At 72.5% G+C, this 16281-nt stretch carries 13 protein-coding genes; 7 read left to right on the top strand and 6 right to left on the bottom strand.

Annotated features, from left to right (window positions below):
- Nucleotides 1–23: 23 nt before the first annotated feature.
- The gene (locus WME73_RS28975; protein ID WP_437739626.1) at nucleotides 24–629 is read right to left on the bottom strand and encodes a hypothetical protein; all 606 of its coding nucleotides are present in this window, start codon (nucleotides 627–629) and stop codon (nucleotides 24–26) included.
- Nucleotides 630–835: 206 nt separating this feature from the next.
- Between WME73_RS28975 and WME73_RS28970 the strand changes: the two genes are divergently transcribed.
- The 3 genes from WME73_RS28970 to WME73_RS28960 are packed head-to-tail and all read left to right on the top strand — an operon-like array spanning nucleotide 836 to nucleotide 4396.
- Complete coding sequence (locus WME73_RS28970) at nucleotides 836–1786, top strand: hypothetical protein (protein ID WP_437739625.1); 951 nt, start codon at nucleotides 836–838, stop codon at nucleotides 1784–1786.
- A complete protein-coding gene (locus WME73_RS28965; protein ID WP_437911629.1) occupies nucleotides 1783–2622 on the top strand; it encodes a S8 family peptidase in 840 nt (279 codons plus the stop codon). The genes WME73_RS28970 and WME73_RS28965 overlap by 4 nt, the downstream gene beginning before the upstream one ends.
- Nucleotides 2609–4396, top strand: a complete 1788-nt coding sequence (locus WME73_RS28960) for a hypothetical protein (protein ID WP_437911628.1) — start codon at nucleotides 2609–2611, stop codon at nucleotides 4394–4396. Before WME73_RS28965 ends, WME73_RS28960 begins: the two co-directional genes overlap by 14 nt.
- 60 nt (nucleotides 4397–4456) lie before the next feature.
- On the opposite strand, the gene WME73_RS28955 is transcribed toward WME73_RS28960, so the two are convergent.
- Nucleotides 4457–5377 carry a transposase gene (locus WME73_RS28955; protein ID WP_437739622.1) on the bottom strand — a complete coding sequence of 307 codons (921 nt, stop codon included), beginning with the start codon at nucleotides 5375–5377 and terminating at the stop codon, nucleotides 4457–4459.
- 192 nt (nucleotides 5378–5569) lie between these two features.
- A complete protein-coding gene (locus tag WME73_RS28950) occupies nucleotides 5570–6487 on the bottom strand; it encodes a LysR family transcriptional regulator (RefSeq protein WP_437739621.1) in 918 nt (305 codons plus the stop codon).
- 124 nt (nucleotides 6488–6611) lie between these two features.
- Here WME73_RS28950 and WME73_RS28945 point away from each other — a divergent pair, with 124 nt between their 5' ends.
- Complete coding sequence (locus tag WME73_RS28945; protein ID WP_437739620.1) at nucleotides 6612–7832, top strand: Acg family FMN-binding oxidoreductase; 1221 nt, start codon at nucleotides 6612–6614, stop codon at nucleotides 7830–7832.
- Between the two features lie 63 nt (nucleotides 7833–7895).
- On the opposite strand, the gene WME73_RS28940 is transcribed toward WME73_RS28945, so the two are convergent.
- Both WME73_RS28940 and WME73_RS28935 read right to left on the bottom strand, forming a co-directional pair.
- A complete protein-coding gene (locus WME73_RS28940) occupies nucleotides 7896–9071 on the bottom strand; it encodes a lactonase family protein (protein ID WP_437911627.1) in 1176 nt (391 codons plus the stop codon).
- Nucleotides 9072–9293: 222 nt separating this feature from the next.
- The gene (locus WME73_RS28935) at nucleotides 9294–10064 is read right to left on the bottom strand and encodes a MerR family transcriptional regulator (RefSeq protein ID WP_437739618.1); all 771 of its coding nucleotides are present in this window, start codon (nucleotides 10062–10064) and stop codon (nucleotides 9294–9296) included.
- A 75-nt stretch (nucleotides 10065–10139) separates the two neighbouring features.
- Between WME73_RS28935 and WME73_RS28930 the strand changes: the two genes are divergently transcribed.
- The 3 genes from WME73_RS28930 to WME73_RS28920 all read left to right on the top strand — a co-directional run bounded on the left by WME73_RS28930 (nucleotide 10140) and on the right by WME73_RS28920 (nucleotide 14433).
- The gene (locus WME73_RS28930) at nucleotides 10140–10628 is read left to right on the top strand and encodes a GyrI-like domain-containing protein (protein ID WP_437739617.1); all 489 of its coding nucleotides are present in this window, start codon (nucleotides 10140–10142) and stop codon (nucleotides 10626–10628) included.
- A 477-nt stretch (nucleotides 10629–11105) separates the two neighbouring features.
- Nucleotides 11106–11903 carry a sensor histidine kinase gene (locus WME73_RS28925; protein ID WP_437911626.1) on the top strand — a complete coding sequence of 266 codons (798 nt, stop codon included), beginning with the start codon at nucleotides 11106–11108 and terminating at the stop codon, nucleotides 11901–11903.
- A 508-nt stretch (nucleotides 11904–12411) separates the two neighbouring features.
- On the top strand, nucleotides 12412–14433 hold the full coding sequence (locus WME73_RS28920) for a hypothetical protein (RefSeq protein WP_437911625.1): 2022 nt from the start codon (nucleotides 12412–12414) through the stop codon (nucleotides 14431–14433).
- Here the strand turns inward: WME73_RS28920 and WME73_RS28915 are convergent.
- Nucleotides 14396–16249 (bottom strand): sigma 54-interacting transcriptional regulator, encoded by a 1854-nt coding sequence (locus tag WME73_RS28915; RefSeq protein ID WP_437739614.1) that lies wholly within the window; start codon nucleotides 16247–16249, stop codon nucleotides 14396–14398. The genes WME73_RS28920 and WME73_RS28915 overlap by 38 nt on opposite strands.
- Between the last annotated feature and the right edge of the window lie 32 nt (nucleotides 16250–16281).

Raw genomic sequence — 16281 nt, 5'->3', positions numbered from 1 at the left:
CGGTTACCCCGCTCGCGCGGAGGTCACGGATCGCAGGGACCGCCTGCCCGCGCGGCCTGGCGGGCGAGATGCTCGGCGTCGACGGCAGCGCCGCGCGCCTCTTCGGGCACGTCCGCCGAGATTCCCAGCGGGCGGCCCGCGAGCCCCCGCGCGAGCCAGACGAGGATGGATACGGCTCCCCAGGCGAGCGCGAAGGCGACGCCTGCGTCGACGATCGCGCGGTAGGGCGGGGGCATCTGCCGCACGAGCAGGATGAGCGCCACGATGCCTGCGACGAGCGCCCACGTCGCGATCAGCCGGCGGCGCGTCGCGTGGAGGAGCGCCATGCAGTAGAGCGGCGCCAGCGCCACGTGGAGGGGCCGCCCGTGCTCGGCGAGGTGGAGCGCGCGCGCGACGACCCGCGGCGAGAAGCGCTGCTGAAAGCCGCGGTACCCCTCGAAGTAGGCGATCGTGACCGTCCAGGCCGCGAGCAGGACCAGCTGGCCCGTCGTGAGCGTGTGCCCCGTCAGGATGCGAGCCGCCGTCGCGCCGAGACGACAGATGGCCTCGACCAGGACGGCCACGACACCAAGGACACCCCACAGGACGACGGCGAGGCGGCGCCGTCCCTCGCGGACGGGCGGGCTCATCGCGCCCGCGCCGGATCGAGGGGCCTCGCGGCCGTGGATCGCGCTCGATCGGCCGCGCGCTCGGACGAACGCTTCGGACGGTGCGCCGGACAGCCGAATCGCCGCATGTCGCTGCATGCTAGGAGAGGAGCTGGGCACGTCAACCGGATCCCACGGGTGTCATGGCGGTTCGCTCCGGCGCGGTCCGGCGGTAGCATCGTCGGCCCATGCCGCTCGCCGACCGCTCCGCGCCGGGTGTCCCGCCCGCCCCGGCGCGGGCCCTCCCGCCCCACCCGCACGCGCTGCGCTCGCCGCTCGCGCCCTTCACGGCGCGCCTCCGCGACCTGCTCTCGACCGTCGAGTCGGCGGCGCTCCTCGGCGCGGTGGAGGCGCGGGTGCGCGGGCTCGGGGAGCACCTGCGCTTCGCGTGCCTCGCGATGCCGTGCTCGGAGGCGCTCGTCGCGCTCGAGATGGAAACGCTCGGGCGGCTCACGGTCCCCGTCGTCGCTGACGTGGTCGGCTTCCGCGCCCCGGGCGCGGAGCTGCCGCCGAGCGGTACCCCGTTCGCGTACCTGCTCGGTGGCGGCGGCGGGCACGCGGTGGAGCTGTCCGACGGCGATCCGATGATCGCGCCGCTCCGGCCGCTCCTGGCCGCCGCGCCGGCGTCCGCGATCTTCGTGCCCATCCGCGTCGGCGCAGCGACCGTGGGCGGCGCCGCGCTGTTCTCGCACGAGGCGCCCCTCGGCGGGCGGGAGCTCGACCTGGCCGAGCGGCTGGCCGAGGTCCTCGCGCTCACCGTGGAGTCGTTCCGCACCGAGCGCGTCGTCTTCGAGCTCTTCGCGCGCGCGATGCCGGACCTGCTCGCGCAGGCGCCAGGCCAGCCGGCGGCGGGGCCGGGCGGGCGCGCAGCCTCGGGCGCGGAACCTCCCATCCCGGAAGGGGCGGCCCCGCCGCCGACCTCGCTCCGCGCCGCGCTGGAGCGGCACATCCACGCGCTGCGCCTCACGCCCGAGTACCGCCGCCGCCTGGAGCTCGCCGCGGTGGTGGGCAGGCTCGCCGAGCGCGGCGAGGCGGAGGCCCGCCTGGCCCTCGACCTCCTTGCGCGGATCGACGCCTACGCGAGCGGCGCCGGCGATGCAGGGGAGCCGGCCTCCGCGGGGGAGGGGAGCTCCGCGTGACCACGGCTTCTCCGGCAGGACCGGGCGGCGAGCCCCATGGCGCGCCACGCCCGGGCGCGCGAAGCGGCGCCGGCGTGCGCGTCGCGCTGATCGACTCCGGCGTCGATGCCTCGCACCCCGCGCTGCGCGCAGCGGCGCTGCGGCACGTCGCCCTGGTCCAGCGCGGCGCCGCCGGTGGCGCGTACGGGGTCGCGCCGTGCGCTCCGGGAGATCTCAGCGGGCACGGGACAGCGTGCGCGGGCATCGTCCACCGCATGGCGCCCGCGGCCGAGATCACGAGCGTCCGTGCGCTCGGCGATGACGGGCGGTGCTCGCGCGACGGGCTCGTCGCGGCGCTGCGCTTCTGCGTCCGCGAGCGATTCTCCGTGGTCAACCTGAGCCTCGGCATCGACATCCCGAAGAACGCGCCGCTCCGCCCGGGCGACTACCGCTCGCTGGTCGAGCTCTACGAGGTCGCGGACGCCGCCTACACCGCGGAGGTCGTGCTCGTGGCCGCCGGCCCGAACGCGGCGGCGTTCCGCACCTATCCAGGGCGCTTCAAGTCGCTGATCGGCGTCGGCAGAGGGGCCTTCCAGGACCCGGAGGCGCTCCGGAGCGAGCTCACGCTCGACCACGAGATCCTCGCGCCCGGTGACGACGTGCTCGCGCCCGCGCCCGGCGGCGGCGAGCGGCGCTGGACCGGTACGTCGTTCGCTGCGCCCCACGTGACCGCGCACGTCGCGCGCATCCGCGCCGCGTGGCCGGAGCTCTCGATCGAGGCGGTGAAGGCGGCGCTGCACGGGCTCGCGCGCGGAGCGCGCGGCGAGGCGGTGGAGGAGCGCGGTGCTCCCGCTTGATCCGATCGACAGCGTGTCGCCGCTGTCGCGGCTGCTGCGGAGCGCGCCGGGCGCAGAGGTCCGCGCCGAGCTCGACCGCGTCGAGGCGCTCCTCGGTGTCGGCCGCGATCCTGCGGCGGCGGTGCTTGATGGCGGGCCGCTCGTCGCGGCGGCGCTCGGCTTCGGGCGCGGCGCGCTCGCGTTGCGTGAGGGGGCGCTGGACGCGGCCGTGCTGCACCTCGAGGGCGCTGTCGCCGCGTTCGACCGAGGAGGGGCCGCCGAGGCCCGGGACCTCGCGCGGTGCGAGGCGGCGCTCGCGCGCTTGCGCCGCGACGTCCGAGCGGCCTGTGCGTCCGCCATCGAGGAGCTCGACGCCATCGCGGCCGCAGGCGATCCCGGACGCCGCGCCGCGGTCGTCGCCGTCCACTACCGCGGTACGGCCGAGCGGCTCCTCGGCGACGCGGCGGCTGCGCAGCGCACGCTGCTGTCGGCGCTGCGCCGCTCGGAGCCGTTCCTCGGCGAGCGCGCGCAGATCCTGAACTCGCTCGGCACGCTCTACGTGACCCTCGGCGCGCACGGCGCGGCCGAGGCGCTGCTCGAGCACGCGGCCGAGCTCCACCGCCGCCGGGGCGACTCCGTGGGCGAGGCGATCGCCTGCGGCCAGCTCGGCGCGGCGGCGCTCGGCCTCGGCGCCCTGGAGCGCGCCCGAGCCCCGCTCCAGCGACAGGAGTGGCTGTGCGCGCGCCTCGGCGACGCGTTCGGCCGCGCGCGCGCGCTCACGTTCCTCTCCGAGCTTGCGCTCGAGCTCGGCCGCGCCGACGACGCCCTCGCGCTCGCGACCTCCGCCCGCGAGATTGCCGAGCACGCCGCGCCGCCACTCCGAACCTGGGTCGCTTACGCTTCGAGGGCGATCGGGCGCGCGCGGCGGGATCTCGGCGATCCGGGCGCGGCGGCGGCGCTGGATGAGGCGGGCGCGCTCTTCCGCGCGCTCGGCCTTCCGCTCGGAGAGGCGCTTGCCGCCTGGGATCGCGCCTCGACCGAGGCGCTCGCGCTCGCGGAGCCGGCGGACTGGTTCTCCGCTGCCTGGTCGCTCGGCTCCCTGGGTCTGTCCTCGCGGGTGGCGCAGCTCCTCCGGGAGCGTCTGGAAATCGAGGAATCCGCGCCGCTGCCAGAGAGGGGAGGGCCAACGTCGGACGGCGGGGCCCGCGAGCGGGCGCTTGCCGCGGCGGCGCAGACCTCGCCTCACGTGGCGATGCAGCGCGAGGTCGAGCTCGTTTACGATCGTCCCGACCACCTTGCCGCGATCGCCGCTCGCCGGATGGCGGCTCAGCGCAACCTCGGTCGGCTCGCGGCGTTGACGCTCGCCCGGCCGGGGCTCATCGTCGCCGCGATCGCGGCATCGCCCCTCGGTGCCCGTGGCCGCGCGCTCCCCCCCGAGCGCGCGATGGCGGTCTGCGTGGCCGACCTGCCCGGCCTCACGGTATGGATCTGGCCGGCGGCTGCCACGCCAGCCACCATCGGCAACGATCTAGCCGTGCTGCGCGCGACGCTGAGCGAGCCGCTGCGCGCAGCGCTGGCGTTCGCGCCAGCAGGGCGCGTGCTGTGTCCGCCGTTCGCGGGCGACACTGGCGCGGAGCTCGATGCGGTCGAGCTCGTTGGTCTGATGGCGCTGCCCGCCGTGCTCGCGCCGGGCGAGCTTCGCCTAGATCCGCAGCTCGGCTGGGACGGCGACGCTCGCGCGAGCGTGGAGGCACTGGGATTCGTCGTCACGAACAACCCGTGCCACCCAGGTTGATCCGCGAGCCGCGCGCGCTACCTCACCCAGGTTGTCCCTGCCCTTTTACCCTCGAAGTACCTACATCGTGAGCGCAACATCGGCCATATTGGCGCCGTGAAACGTGCACATCCACCACGTCCCTGCCGGGAATACCACGCTGCGCACGCCGGCACGCCACCGCTCGAGCGCCGCGCGGTACAAGGCGCGAAACCCGCGTACAGTGGCACGAGCCGCGCGCCACGCGTCACCCTGCTTGCGGCCGACAGCAAACGTCGGATTTCCAGCGCGCGACGCCTCGAGGCTCGTGATGCGCTCATGGGGCGAGACCTTGCCGACTTGTTCGGCGCCGAGGAAGCGGCGCCCTCGCTGCTTCACCTCCGCTTGCGCCTGCAATTCTTGCCTCTCGAGCTCGGCGGCGATGGCATGGCGAAAGTCCTCCGCGCTGTCATGCTCGATGGTCGGCGGCAGCGTGAGTGACAGCGTTGCTTCCTCCGGCCACTGTGGATTTTTGGGGTCGAAGTATGCGGCGGGACGCGCCGCGCACAACACGCCCCGGCCGATCTCGCCCACGTTCACCTTGGCGCCCGGCCACTCATGCGCATGCGGGACGAGTCCAGCGGCCACAGGGTTTGCGAGGACATAGGCGATCTTCTCCACGACCGCCGCGTGTGTCAGCAGCCGCACCACGCTCGTGGCCTCATGATCCCATACCGGCCCTTCCCACGCGCGGAGCACCTTCGTGCCGAGCGCGACGATGCGATGGAAGAACTGCAGGAAGCGCGGCAGAACGCCGTTCACGTCGGTCACGACGAGGTGCAGGTGCGTCGACATCGCGCAATGCGCATGGACCTCGATGCCGTAGCGGTGGGTCGAGACCGCGAGGGCGTAGACCAAGAGCTGAGTGATGGCTGCGTCGGGGCGGAAGAGGAGATGCCGGCGCAGGACGCGACGGGTGATCAGGTAGGTTGCGCCGGGCGCGATCTGGCGGGGCTGGCTCATGGTCGGGCAGAATTCCAAGAGCCGTGCCGGCGATCGTGGTGAACGATCTCAAGTACTTACCAAGTACTTACCCATGCCTGCAGGTGGCGGCGCCATGGCGGACCGTGCTCCGTCACCCGGCGGGTCGGGTCAACCTGGGTGGGTCGGGTTTCCCCTTCCGGTCAACCTGGGTTGGGTCCTGGTTGGGTCAGGTCAACCTGGTTGGGTCGCGCCCGCGCGGATCGCCTTGCTGAGCCAGGAGCGCAGCCAGCGATGGCCTGGATCGTCGTGCACGCGCTCGTGCCAGACAGCCGAAGATCGGTCCACGCCGAGCTCGACGGGGGGCCGGGCCGCGCGTAGGCCGAAGGGCGTCGACACCGCCGCGACCGTCGCTGGACACGTCACCACGAGGTCCGAGGCCGCGATCAGGAAAGGCACCGTCACGAAGTGCTGGACCTGCGCGACGATCCGCCGCCGCCGCCCACGAGCTTCCAGCGCGCGATCGACAAGGCTGCCCGGCATGCCGTGCGGAGCGATCAGCACGTGCCCGAGCTCCAGGTAGCGCTCCAGGGTCAGCCGCCGTGACGCTGCGGGGTGGTCCCTGCGCATCAGCGTCACGAATCCCTCCTCCGGCAAGCGCAGCTGTCGTGATGACGGGGGCACGAGGAACTCCGGGACGAACGCCAGATCCGCCGTTCCCCGCTCGAGCCGCCTCGCGAAGTCCGCTTCGGCGCGGTCGACCTGCACCGTGATGTACGGTGCCTCGCGCGCCAGCATGGGCAAGAGCCGCGGCAGCGCAACCGCCTCCAGCAGGTCGTTGCCGAGCAGCACGAAGCGGCGCTCGGACGTCGCTGGGTCGAACGGCGCGCCGGCCTGGACCGCCGCCCGCAAGCTCGCGAGCGCCTGTGCCAGCGGATCGGCGAGCGCCTCGGCGCGCGGCGTGAGGGCCAGCAGCGGCCGCCCCGGAGCGAGCAGCGCATCGCCGAAGAACTCGCGCAGCCGCCCGAGCCGCTGGCTCGCAGCAGACTGCGTGATGCCGAGCCGCTTCGCCGCGCGCGTTACGTGCCGCTCGCGCAGCAGCACGTCAAGCGCGAGCAGGAGATTCAGGTCGTCGGGGAGCGCCTCGAGCATTAGACATACTAATATACAATATTAGAGCGATATCCTGTACTAATCGTTCGTGCCGCCTCAATCTCTGCGCATGGCCGTCGCTCGCGGAGCCCGGTCTGACGTCCTCTGGAGGATGGAGCGCATCATGGAGAGGAAACTCAAGGTCTCGCGGCGGCGCCTGCTGGAAGGCGTCGCGACGCTCGCCGTGGCCGCGGGAGCGGGCTGGTACGCTGCCGGCCGGGGTGTGTTCGACGATCGGACGGGCGAGCCGTTCGCCCCTTGGACCGCGTTCCGCGGGCAGCGCGGCGGCGAGCTCGCCGAGCTCGTGCGCGCGGCGGTGCTCGCCGCGAGCCCGCACAACACGCAACCCTGGCTGTTCGAGGTCCACCCGGATCGCATCGACGTGTTCTCGGACAGGTCTCGATCGCTCGGCACCATGGATCCGTTCCTGCGCGAGATGCACATCGGGCTCGGTTGCGCGATAGAGAACCTGGCGCTCGCGGCGGGTTCGATGGGATGGGCGCCCCGCGTTGAGCTCGAAGCCGGCCCTCTGCCGGGCTCCGACCCGGAGGGATCTCGCGCTCTCGAGCGCGCGGCGCCGCGGGCGATCCGGGTGGCGAGCGTCCGTATCGAGCCAGGCGCAGCGGCGTCCCCGCTCGCGGAGGTCATCGCACGGCGACACACGAACCGCGGCCCGTACAAGGCGCAGCGCGTGCCTGTATCGGCGCTCCAGGAGCTCTCGCGCCTGAGCGAAGCGGGCTCCGATGGTGAGGTCGTCTGGCTGGAGCACCCCGATCAGCGCGAGAGCTTCGCCGCTCACACGCTGCGCGCCACCGAGACCATCGTCCGCGACGCGGCGATGGTGCGGGACAGCGACGCGTGGTTCCGGCTGGCGCCGGAGGCGGTACCGAGCCATAGGGACGGGCTGACCCTCGATGTGATGGGGCTCGGTCCGCTGCTCACCGCGGCGGTCAAGCTGCTGCCGCGCCCGTCGGCGGAACAGATGCACGACGACTGGCTCCGTGTCACCCGCGAGGTCCACCTCGCCGGCGATCCCGCCATCGGCGTCATCGCGGTCCGCGACCGCTATGACCTGGGCGCGACGCTCCGCGCCGGGCGCCTGTGGCAACGCATGCATCTCTGGGCGACCGCGCGCGGCATCGCGATGCACCCGCTGAACCAGGTGCCGGAGGTCATCGACCGGGAGCGCATGCTCGGACGAGCGCCGGCGATGGAGCGCTCGTTCACCGAGGCGCTGGGTCCAGGCGACCGGCAGCTCACCTTCGCGTTCCGGCTGGGCTTTCCGGAGCGAGAGGGCGTGTGCGGCCCGCGCCGCGCCGCGGAGGCGGTGATCCGCGCCGCGTGAGCGCCGCGCCCCGGCTGGCTTGCTGGCCGAGGGCGGCAAACCCTGGACGCCGAGGAACGACCGTCACCGCACGGCGATGCCCTGGGCGCCGCCGCCGGGCGTCAATCCACCCGCCTCCCCGCGTGGGATCAGGCCGCCGTCGCGGCTCACCTGGAATGCCGCGATCGTCCCGGTGCCCGCGTTGAGGGTGTACAGAAACCGGCCGTCGCGCGTCATCGTGAGGTCGATCGGCGCCGTTCCGGTGGGGAACGAGGCGGACACGCCGTCGTCGAGCAGCGTCAGCGCGCCCCGGGCGTCGACCTGGAGCCCGGAGAGCGTGTTGCTGCCCGTGTTGGCCGTGAAGACATAGCGGCTCCCAGGGGCGCCGGCAATCCAGCAGGTCGCCCGCTGGAAGGTGTCGACCGTGTCGCTGATGACAGCGAGGCTCCCGTCGGGCCCGATTTTATACGAGGACACCACGCTCGTGTCGCCGGTCGCGGGCACGCCGTCGCCGCCGACCTCCGCCACGACGAGATGGCCCCGACGATCGAAGGCGAAGTCGAACGGGACGAGGCCCCTGGAGATCGTCGTGACCGGCGCGTCGCTGGGCAGTCCGCGGCCGCTCATGGGGAACACGTGGAGCTGATTGGACCCCTTGCCCGCCACGACCAGCGCCTCGCCGTCGGGAGAGAAGCCGATCTGACCCGGCGTCGCGCCGAGCGACGGCGGCGTCGTGCCGCCGAGGCCGAGGCCGCGGCCCGACCCGTCGAGCGGGACGAGCTCGCCGCACGGGTTCACTTCAAAGCCGGCGATGTTGCCTTCGCCACCCACGTTGAGGACATAGAGCAGGTCGCCGTGCGAGGCGACGCTCACCGGGAACTCGCCGCCCGAGTCGACCACGTCGAGCAGCGTCAGGCCGTGCGGGCCGACGCGGAACATCGACACCTCGCTGCTGCCGGCGTTCACGGCGAACAGGAGCTTTCCGTCCTCGCTGAGGACGAGCGAGCCCTGGGATCCGAGCGCGTTGATCGGCCGGGTCGGCGCGCCGAGCCCTCCGGTCGCGTACGTGCCGGCGTGCGAGAGTGAGCCGTCCGCCGCCCGGTCATACGCCATCACGGAGTTGCCGTCTCCGGCGTTGGTCATGACGAAGATCTGGCCGTGCCGGTGGACGCCGCTGCCGTGCGCGATGGCGTCGCCGGGCGCGCCCGCCGCGAAGAGACCGAAGCTCAGGGCCGTGATGCTCATCGTGCTGCGAAACATGAGAAAGCTCCTGGGGAATGGCGCCGCGAACCCAGCGGCGCGGGCTTGTCGGTGCGTCGATCGTCGAGGCGCATCTCCGTCGAGACGACGGGCACGGCGCGCCCCGAGCTCGCGGGCGCGCGGCTCTGCGCGCTCTGTCGGGCGGGTTCATCCGCTGCTACGCGGAAGCCCCTCCGCGGTTTCGCCGCCATCGACCGGTCCGCTCCGGCGCGCCTCAGCCCTTCACCCGGCCGCTGCGGCTGGCTGGATGCGCCGGACGGCCATCATCAGCAGGTAGCGGTCCGGGGCGCCAGGCAGGTAGCGCTCCAGGTGGAGCTCCCCGGGCCGGAAGCCGAGCCCATGCAGCAGGCGGAACACGCGGTGCGCGGCCTTCTCGTCGCGAACGGAGCACTCCAGGGTAGCGAACACCGTCGGCGGCACATCGTGGCGCCGCGCCCCCTGCGGCAGCCGACGCCCAGGTCGGATCCGGAACCCGACCTCTCCATGAAGATGGCCGTCCACGAGGTCCAGCGTGCGGACGTACCCGCTGGTCAGCACCGGAATGCGCCTGCGATCCAGCTCTCGCTTGCGCGCCGTCACGGCAGCGCGAAAGGCCAGCGGGCCCTCCGGCGCCGTCGCCGGGAACCAGACCAGCACCGAGGGCTCCTTCCAGTGCTCGAGGTGTATCGGGATCTGCGTCGACGTCACGCCGCGCAGGTACTGATCGGCGATCTGGAGCGAGAGGAGGCGGGCCGTCATGTCCTGCTGCCACGTCGCGAGCATCGCCTCCCGCGACCGGCCGCTCATGCGCAGGAACTCGCGGATCTCCGCGATGGGGAGCCCCGCCGCGCGCAGGCTGCTGATGAAGCGGGCCTCTTCGACCTGCCCTTCCGCGTACACGCGGTAGCCGTTCGCGCGCCGGCCGGCGGGCAGAAGGAGGCCCCTGCGTTGATAGAAGCGAAGCGCGCTCGGCGATAGCCCGCTGCGGTCCGCGAACTGGGAAATCGTGAGCATGCGGCGGATTTTTCCTTGAGCTTCAACCTGGTTCAAGGTGCAGGGTTCGGGCGTCGTCTCCAAGGAGAAGAGCGCATGAACGTTTCCGTCGTGAGCCAGGGCGAGCTCCGGATGGCCGGCATCAAGGTGGTAGGTCGTCGCAGTGAGCTCAGTCATCGCGTGCCCCTCGCATGGATCGAGCTCGTCGACCGCCTCGATTCCGTTCCCCTCCGGGTCGACCGGAGCGTGCTGTACGGTGCCTTCCCGGAGAGCGATCACCAGAGGGCGAGCAACGACGGCGTCTACACGTACTGGGTGTGCACCGAGGTGAGCGCGGGCGGGGCGCTTCCGGAGGGGTTGCAGCCGCTGGTGATCCCGGCGCGGACCTACGCGATGGCCCGGGTCGAGGGGACCGCGGAGGCCATCGAGGCGACCTACCTGGGGCTGGCGCGCTGGATCGAGGCGCAGGGCAAGCGCGTCGATGCGGGGGCCTGGTGCCTCGAGCGGTACGACGAGCGTCGGCAAAGGGTGACGCCCCCCTACGAGCGGTTCGACTACGAGGTGTGGAAACCGCTGGACGCATGACGCGCTGGACTGACGCGGCGCGCCGGATGGCTCAACCTCGGATGGGATTGCCCCAACCTGGGTCGGGTCGCTGCCCCAACCTGGGTCGGGTCGCTGCCCCAACCTGGGTCGGGTCGCTGCCCCCCAACCTGGGTCGGGTCGCTGCCCCAACCTGGGTCGGGTCACTGGGGTCGGGTCGCTGCCCCAACCTGGGTCGGGTCGCTGCCCCAACCTGGGTCGGGTCGCTGCCCCAACCTGGGTCAGGTCGCTCCACCCCGGACGGGCGAGCCTGGCATTGCCGCTCGCAGGCGCCGGCTCCGCTTCTTGCGTACCTGAGCAACCGTTCGCTGGGCGCCACGGCACCCGCGCCCTCGGCGGCCCGGATCCAGCGCGAGGTGCCGCGGAAACCGCGCTTCTCCCAGGGCGATGACGCGTGGCATCGCCGATGCTTTGGACGCGATCGCGAAAGTCCATCCACGCTCCAAAGGGAGTTGAACCATGTCCGTCTCGAACGCCCCTCTCACTGGAACCCCCGAAGCTCGCCGGCCCGCCCGCGGCTACGAGCCCGACGCAGGCGCCAGTGTTCGGGACGAGTTCCTCATGCTCGCGTCGCACGAGCTCCTGACGCCGCTGACCTCGCTCAACTTGCAGGTGCAGCGGATGAAGCGGCTGAGCGAGCAACGGGCGGAGGACGGGTCAACGTGGGTCGCCTCGCTCGAGGTCGTCGGCCGGCAGGTCAACCGGCTCACCCGGCTCTGCGATGACATGCTCCAGGCGATCCGGCTCCGATCGGGTCCGCTCGATCCCGAGCGCGAGACCGTCGATCTCGGGGCGCTCGTCCGGGAGGTGATCGCCGAGCTCCCGGTGGAGCTCCGCTCCCCGTCCTCCACGATCTCCATCGACGCGCCGGAGGGCATCGTCGGCCGCTGGGATCGGGAGCAGATGGGACGCCTCGTGTTCCACCTCGTCAAGAACGCCATCCAGTTCGGCGCCGGCCGGCCGATATCCATCGAGGTGAAGGCCTGTCCCGGCGGAGCGGAGCTCCTCGTCCGCGATCGAGGCGCGGGCATCGCGGAGGAGGACCAGGCCCGCATCTTCAGGTGCTTCGAGCGCGCGGGCGGCGTTGTGCACTTCGGCGGCCTCGGGCTCGGGCTCTACATCGCGCGCGAGATCGTGCGCGCTCACGGCGGAACCATCGGCGTGGAGAGCTCGCCGGGCTGCGGCTCGACGTTCATGGTCGAGCTCCCCCTCGAGCCCGAGCCCGCCAGTCGCGCCGCCATCTCGCTCGCTCCCTGACACCGTCGCTCCCTGCGACGCCCGCCCACACGCCGTCGCCCTCCCCATCCCCTCGTCGAGCGCGCGCCCACACCGCGAGGCGCCGCGCGTCCCCCACCATCGACGTGAGCTCACCGGTCACGCGCGGCGCGCCCGACGGCCGCCGCCACGCGAGGTCCGCCGCGCGAGGCAGCGCAGGCACGCGCCCGCGCGACTTGTCCGCTCGCCGCGAGATCTCGTGATCTCCGGCCTCGCAGAGGACGCCATCACCCGTCGACGACGGGGCGCGCCCTCCCTGGCACGCAATCCATTGCTCGATCGTGTAGCGGTCCGCGCGCTCATCCCCGCTCGCGCGGCCAGCGCGCCGATATCCCCGTGAATCTGCGTGAGCTCCGCCGGCACGAGGTGTGCTCTGGCTCACGTGAGGGCTAGGGCCAGATAGGCAATCCGCGTTCGACGAATGCTCGAACGAAGCGGCGCCGATCGATCGATGGGGCGTCGTCGTGGCGCCCGCGTCGCAGGGAGAACCATGAAGATCGAAGCGACCAGCGACCTCATCAGCATTGTGCTCGGCAAAGGTCACCCCTCCATCGTCTCGGAGGCTGCGAAGAACACCGAGGCTCACGGCGCGCGTCATCCCACGAGCGCGCGACCCGCCGACCTCGCGGAGCTCGGCGGGGAGAGGAAGGCTTGCGGCGGCACCGCCGCCCCTCGCTACCAGAGAGCCGTGACCCAGCCGGCCGCCGGCCTCGCCAAGGCGCCGGAGCTCCTCGCCGCGAAGCAGCGCGTGCTGTCCGGCAGCAGGCTACCTGCGGCCTCGGTCCGCTTCGCCGGGCCTGCCGAGATCGACGTCTTCCTCGGCGAGCTCGATCAGGCGATCCGTCCATTCGAGGACTGCTTGCGAAAGGCAGGGGGCCGACACAGCGACAGGGCCGCCCAGCTCAAGGCCATCATCAAGAAGGCCTCGATCCAGACCAGCAAGACCCGGTTCGAGTGCCCCCGCGACATGGCCGAGTTCGACGCCAGGCTCGAGCGGATCGTGCGGACGGGTGAGCCCATCGTGCTGGCCATGCCGGAGGGCGGCGGCAAGGTGCCAGTACCGCTCAAGACAGGCAGGTTCGGCCGGGGGCCCGATTTCGCGGAGTTCCTCGGTATCAAGATGCGAGCGGCGCTGGCGCGCGTCCTGCGCGAGTTCCACCCTGGCGGCGCCCACGTGGTCGTCGTGCCGGATACGTGCCTTCACACCCGCGACATGGGCTTCTGCGCGGACGAGGTCCGGAGCCACCTCGAGCAGCTCTGGCGCGATCTGCCCCGCCTCGGCGTCCGTGACGAGGTGATCGTCGCCGATACCCTCGCGTACCTGCCCGCGGACTGGGGCAGCGTCGTCGAGCGCAGCGCCGCGGAGGTGGTCGCCTCGATCGCGGAGGATGAAGCGGTGAGGGAGGCGGCCGCCGCCCAGTCGAGATCGCTGATGTTCATCAAGGACTGCGGCCTCTCCGACGAGGACGAAGCGGTGCTGTTCTATGCCGCCGTGGCCGGGCACCCGGACGGGATCCCCACCGGGCTCGCTGCCCAGGCCAGGGCCTTCCAGGCGGCGACGGACGAGGTGACACCCCTCTACATGGCCATCAACCATCATGGCATCCGGGGCCTCGGCCTGATCGAGCGGGTGGTCGACGGGCTCGGCTTCTCGAGCGCCAGCTACCGCGAGCGTCCACGCCAAGCCCGGCTGTCCGCGGCCCGCCCTCAGCGTCTTCCATGCCCTGGCCCCGGTCGCCCTCTTGCCGATGCACGCCCTCGGCGTGCGCGTGATCGACGAGACGCCTCGCTGGGGGCTCTCGTTCGATGTCGTCGGGCGGATGCGCGGCTGGCCAACGCCATGGACTGGATCGTCTTCTGGCTTCGCGCGCTGTCCAGCGAGGGGGAGGGGGACGCCTCGCTCGTCAGCATCGAAGGCGGCTCCCGGGCGCTACCCCTCGCCCTGGCGCGGGAGCTCGAGCGGCGCCCCGAGCAGGTCGCCATCCACCTTCGCCACGCGCTCACGTCGCTCGCGGCAGCGGAAGGAGGGAAGATCCGCCTGCAGTTCGCCCGCGGCGCGGAGACGGTGGAGGCCGTCGCAAAGCACGTGATCCTCGCCTTGCCCCGCAGCCCCCTGATGCGGCTCGCCGGCTGCTTCTCCCGGGAGATCCAGCGGGATCTCGACGCGGTCTTCGGGTTTCCGCCTCTCAAGTGCTTCCTGGTCACGGACGCGCCGTGGTGGACGGCGCGCACGCCGCCCCTGGGCCATCCGGGACTGGAGCCGGGAGCCCTACGGGGCGGGGGCCCATACCTGGCGGCCAGGCGTCAGGTCCTGGGAGGTCCTCGAGAGGCTGAGGGCGTTCGACCTTCCCGGCAGCAACGCGCCTGTCGGCAGCGTCCATGTCTGTGGCGAGGCCTACTGCGATTATCAAGGGATCGAGGGCGCGCTCCGCTCGGCCGAGAGCGCGGTCCAGACCGTGCCCTGATCCCGCGCCCTACGGCTCCCGGGGGGACGCGTACCCGAGCCGCTTGATGCCGAGCGTCTTGAGCTTGTGCACAAGCGTGCGCAGCGGCATGCCGAGCGCGCGCGCCGCCTCCGTCTGGTTCCCGCTCGCCTTGCGGAGCGCCTCGACGATCAGCTCGGCCTCGCAGCGCTGCAGCCGCGTCTTCAGGTAGTCCCCGCCCGGGGGCGCGGCGGTGAGCTCTCCGACCTGGTACGGCAGCTCCCCCTCCGCCACCGGCTCCGAGGAGGGCGCCGCCCGGGCGCGCTCCGGCAGATCCTCCTCGGCGATCCACTCGCCCTCGGCGATGACCACGGCCCGCTCGATCGCGTTCCGCAGCTCCCGCGCGTTCCCCGGCCAGGAGTACGCCCGGAGCCGCGCGAGCGACTCGGCGTCGAAGCCGCGGATCGACCGGCCGTTCGCCTGGTTCGCCTGGTCGAGGAAGCGCAGCGCGAGCGGCTCGATGTCCTCCGGGCGCGCCCGGAGCGGCGGGATCGTCATCGTCATCGTGTTCAGGCGGTAGAACAGATCGCTGCGGAACGCGCCCGACGCGCACATCGCCTCGACGTCGCGGTGGGTCGCCGCGACGACGCGCGCGTCGACGTCGATCGGTTTGTTCGAGCCGACGCGGGTCACCTGCCGCGTCTCGAGGACGCGCAGGAGCGCGGCCTGCACCGCGGCCGGCAGCTCGCCGATCTCGTCGAGGAAGACCGTCCCGCCGTCCGCCGCCTCGAACACCCCTCGCTGCTGCTGCCACGCGCCGGTGAACGAGCCGCGCTCGTGGCCGAAGAGCGTGCTCTCGACGAGCTGCTGCGGGATCGCCCCGCAGTTGACGCACACCATCGGCTTGCCGCTCCGCGGGCCGCTGTCGTGGATCGCCCGCGCCACGACCTCCTTGCCCGTCCCCGTCTCGCCCAGCAAGAGGACCGGGATCGACGAGCGCGAGACCCGCTTGACGATCTCGAAGACGCGGCGCATCGCGGGGGCCACGACGACCGGCTCGGCGTGGCAAAGGCCCGGGCTGCTCTTCCAGGTCCCGCCCGGCGCCGAGCGCACCGGCTGCTCCACCGTCGCGCTGCGCACGGCGCTCCAGCACCGATCGAGCAGCTCCTCCGCCACGGTCCCCGCGTCGGGGAACGTCGCGAAGCCCGCGAGCACGACGGGCGACCCGCCCACGGGCGGCGCGGCGAGCGCGCGCGCCACGTCGAGCGCCACCTCGGCCCCGGCCTCGAGCAGCAGCGCCGCCACCACGTCCGAGCTGTAGAGCGCGATCCGGTCCACGGGGCGCAGCAGCGCCCGCACACGCGGGAACAGGTGGCTCACGTGGGCGCTGGGCTGGCGGGCGACCCGGGCCATCACGACGGCGAAGCTCCGCCCGAAGTACCGCGCGCGCTTCACCTCCTCCTCGAGGGCGACGCGGAGCTGCTCGTGGCTCATCAGCCCTGGCAGCTCGTCCTCGGCCGCCGTGATCGAGCGGACGGCGACCACCACCTTGCCGAGGATGACCTCCTCGCCCGGCTTCACCTCGCCTCGCGTGATGCGCTCGCCGCCGAGCCAGGTGCCGTTGGTCGAGCGCAGATCCTCGATGACGACCTTGTCGCCGGACTGGGTGAAGCGGGCGTGCTCGCGCGAGAGGCTGACGTCGCCGATCTGGACCTGCGACGGCGGCGCCCGGCCGATCACGACCGGCACGCCCGGGCTCAGCACGGCGCGCTCGGCGCCGTCGCGGTGGTAGACGAGCAGGGCGACGCGTCGATCGTCCTGCCTGACACCCTGGATCGCATCGATGAAGCTGCTGGACAGCGGCGTTGTCTCCGGGCCGATGTCCGTCTCGCGAATGACTGCCACGCTGCTCACCCCCTTCTCACACGACCTCGCCC

The organism is Sorangium sp. So ce302 (assembly GCF_051530145.1).
GTDB classification, from domain to species: Bacteria; Myxococcota_A; Polyangia; order Polyangiales; family Polyangiaceae; genus Sorangium; species Sorangium cellulosum_B.
Note: the sequence above shows the minus strand (reverse complement) of the source record. Positions and strands in the feature narration are given on the sequence as shown.

What these genes read in the sequence shown, in the direction of transcription:
- WME73_RS28975 (WP_437739626.1), bottom strand. Translation starts at nt 629, where the DNA reads ATGAGCCCGCCCGTCCGCGAGGGACGGCGCCGCCTCGCCGTCGTCCTG.
- WME73_RS28970 (WP_437739625.1), top strand. Translation starts at nt 836, where the DNA reads ATGCCGCTCGCCGACCGCTCCGCGCCGGGTGTCCCGCCCGCCCCGGCG.
- WME73_RS28955 (WP_437739622.1), bottom strand. Translation starts at nt 5,377, where the DNA reads ATGAGCCAGCCCCGCCAGATCGCGCCCGGCGCAACCTACCTGATCACC.
- WME73_RS28950 (WP_437739621.1), bottom strand. Translation starts at nt 6,487, where the DNA reads ATGCTCGAGGCGCTCCCCGACGACCTGAATCTCCTGCTCGCGCTTGAC.
- WME73_RS28945 (WP_437739620.1), top strand. Translation starts at nt 6,612, where the DNA reads ATGGAGAGGAAACTCAAGGTCTCGCGGCGGCGCCTGCTGGAAGGCGTC.
- WME73_RS28940 (WP_437911627.1), bottom strand. Translation starts at nt 9,071, where the DNA reads ATGTTTCGCAGCACGATGAGCATCACGGCCCTGAGCTTCGGTCTCTTC.
- WME73_RS28935 (WP_437739618.1), bottom strand. Translation starts at nt 10,064, where the DNA reads ATGCTCACGATTTCCCAGTTCGCGGACCGCAGCGGGCTATCGCCGAGC.
- WME73_RS28930 (WP_437739617.1), top strand. Translation starts at nt 10,140, where the DNA reads ATGAACGTTTCCGTCGTGAGCCAGGGCGAGCTCCGGATGGCCGGCATC.
- WME73_RS28925 (WP_437911626.1), top strand. Translation starts at nt 11,106, where the DNA reads ATGTCCGTCTCGAACGCCCCTCTCACTGGAACCCCCGAAGCTCGCCGG.
- WME73_RS28920 (WP_437911625.1), top strand. Translation starts at nt 12,412, where the DNA reads ATGAAGATCGAAGCGACCAGCGACCTCATCAGCATTGTGCTCGGCAAA.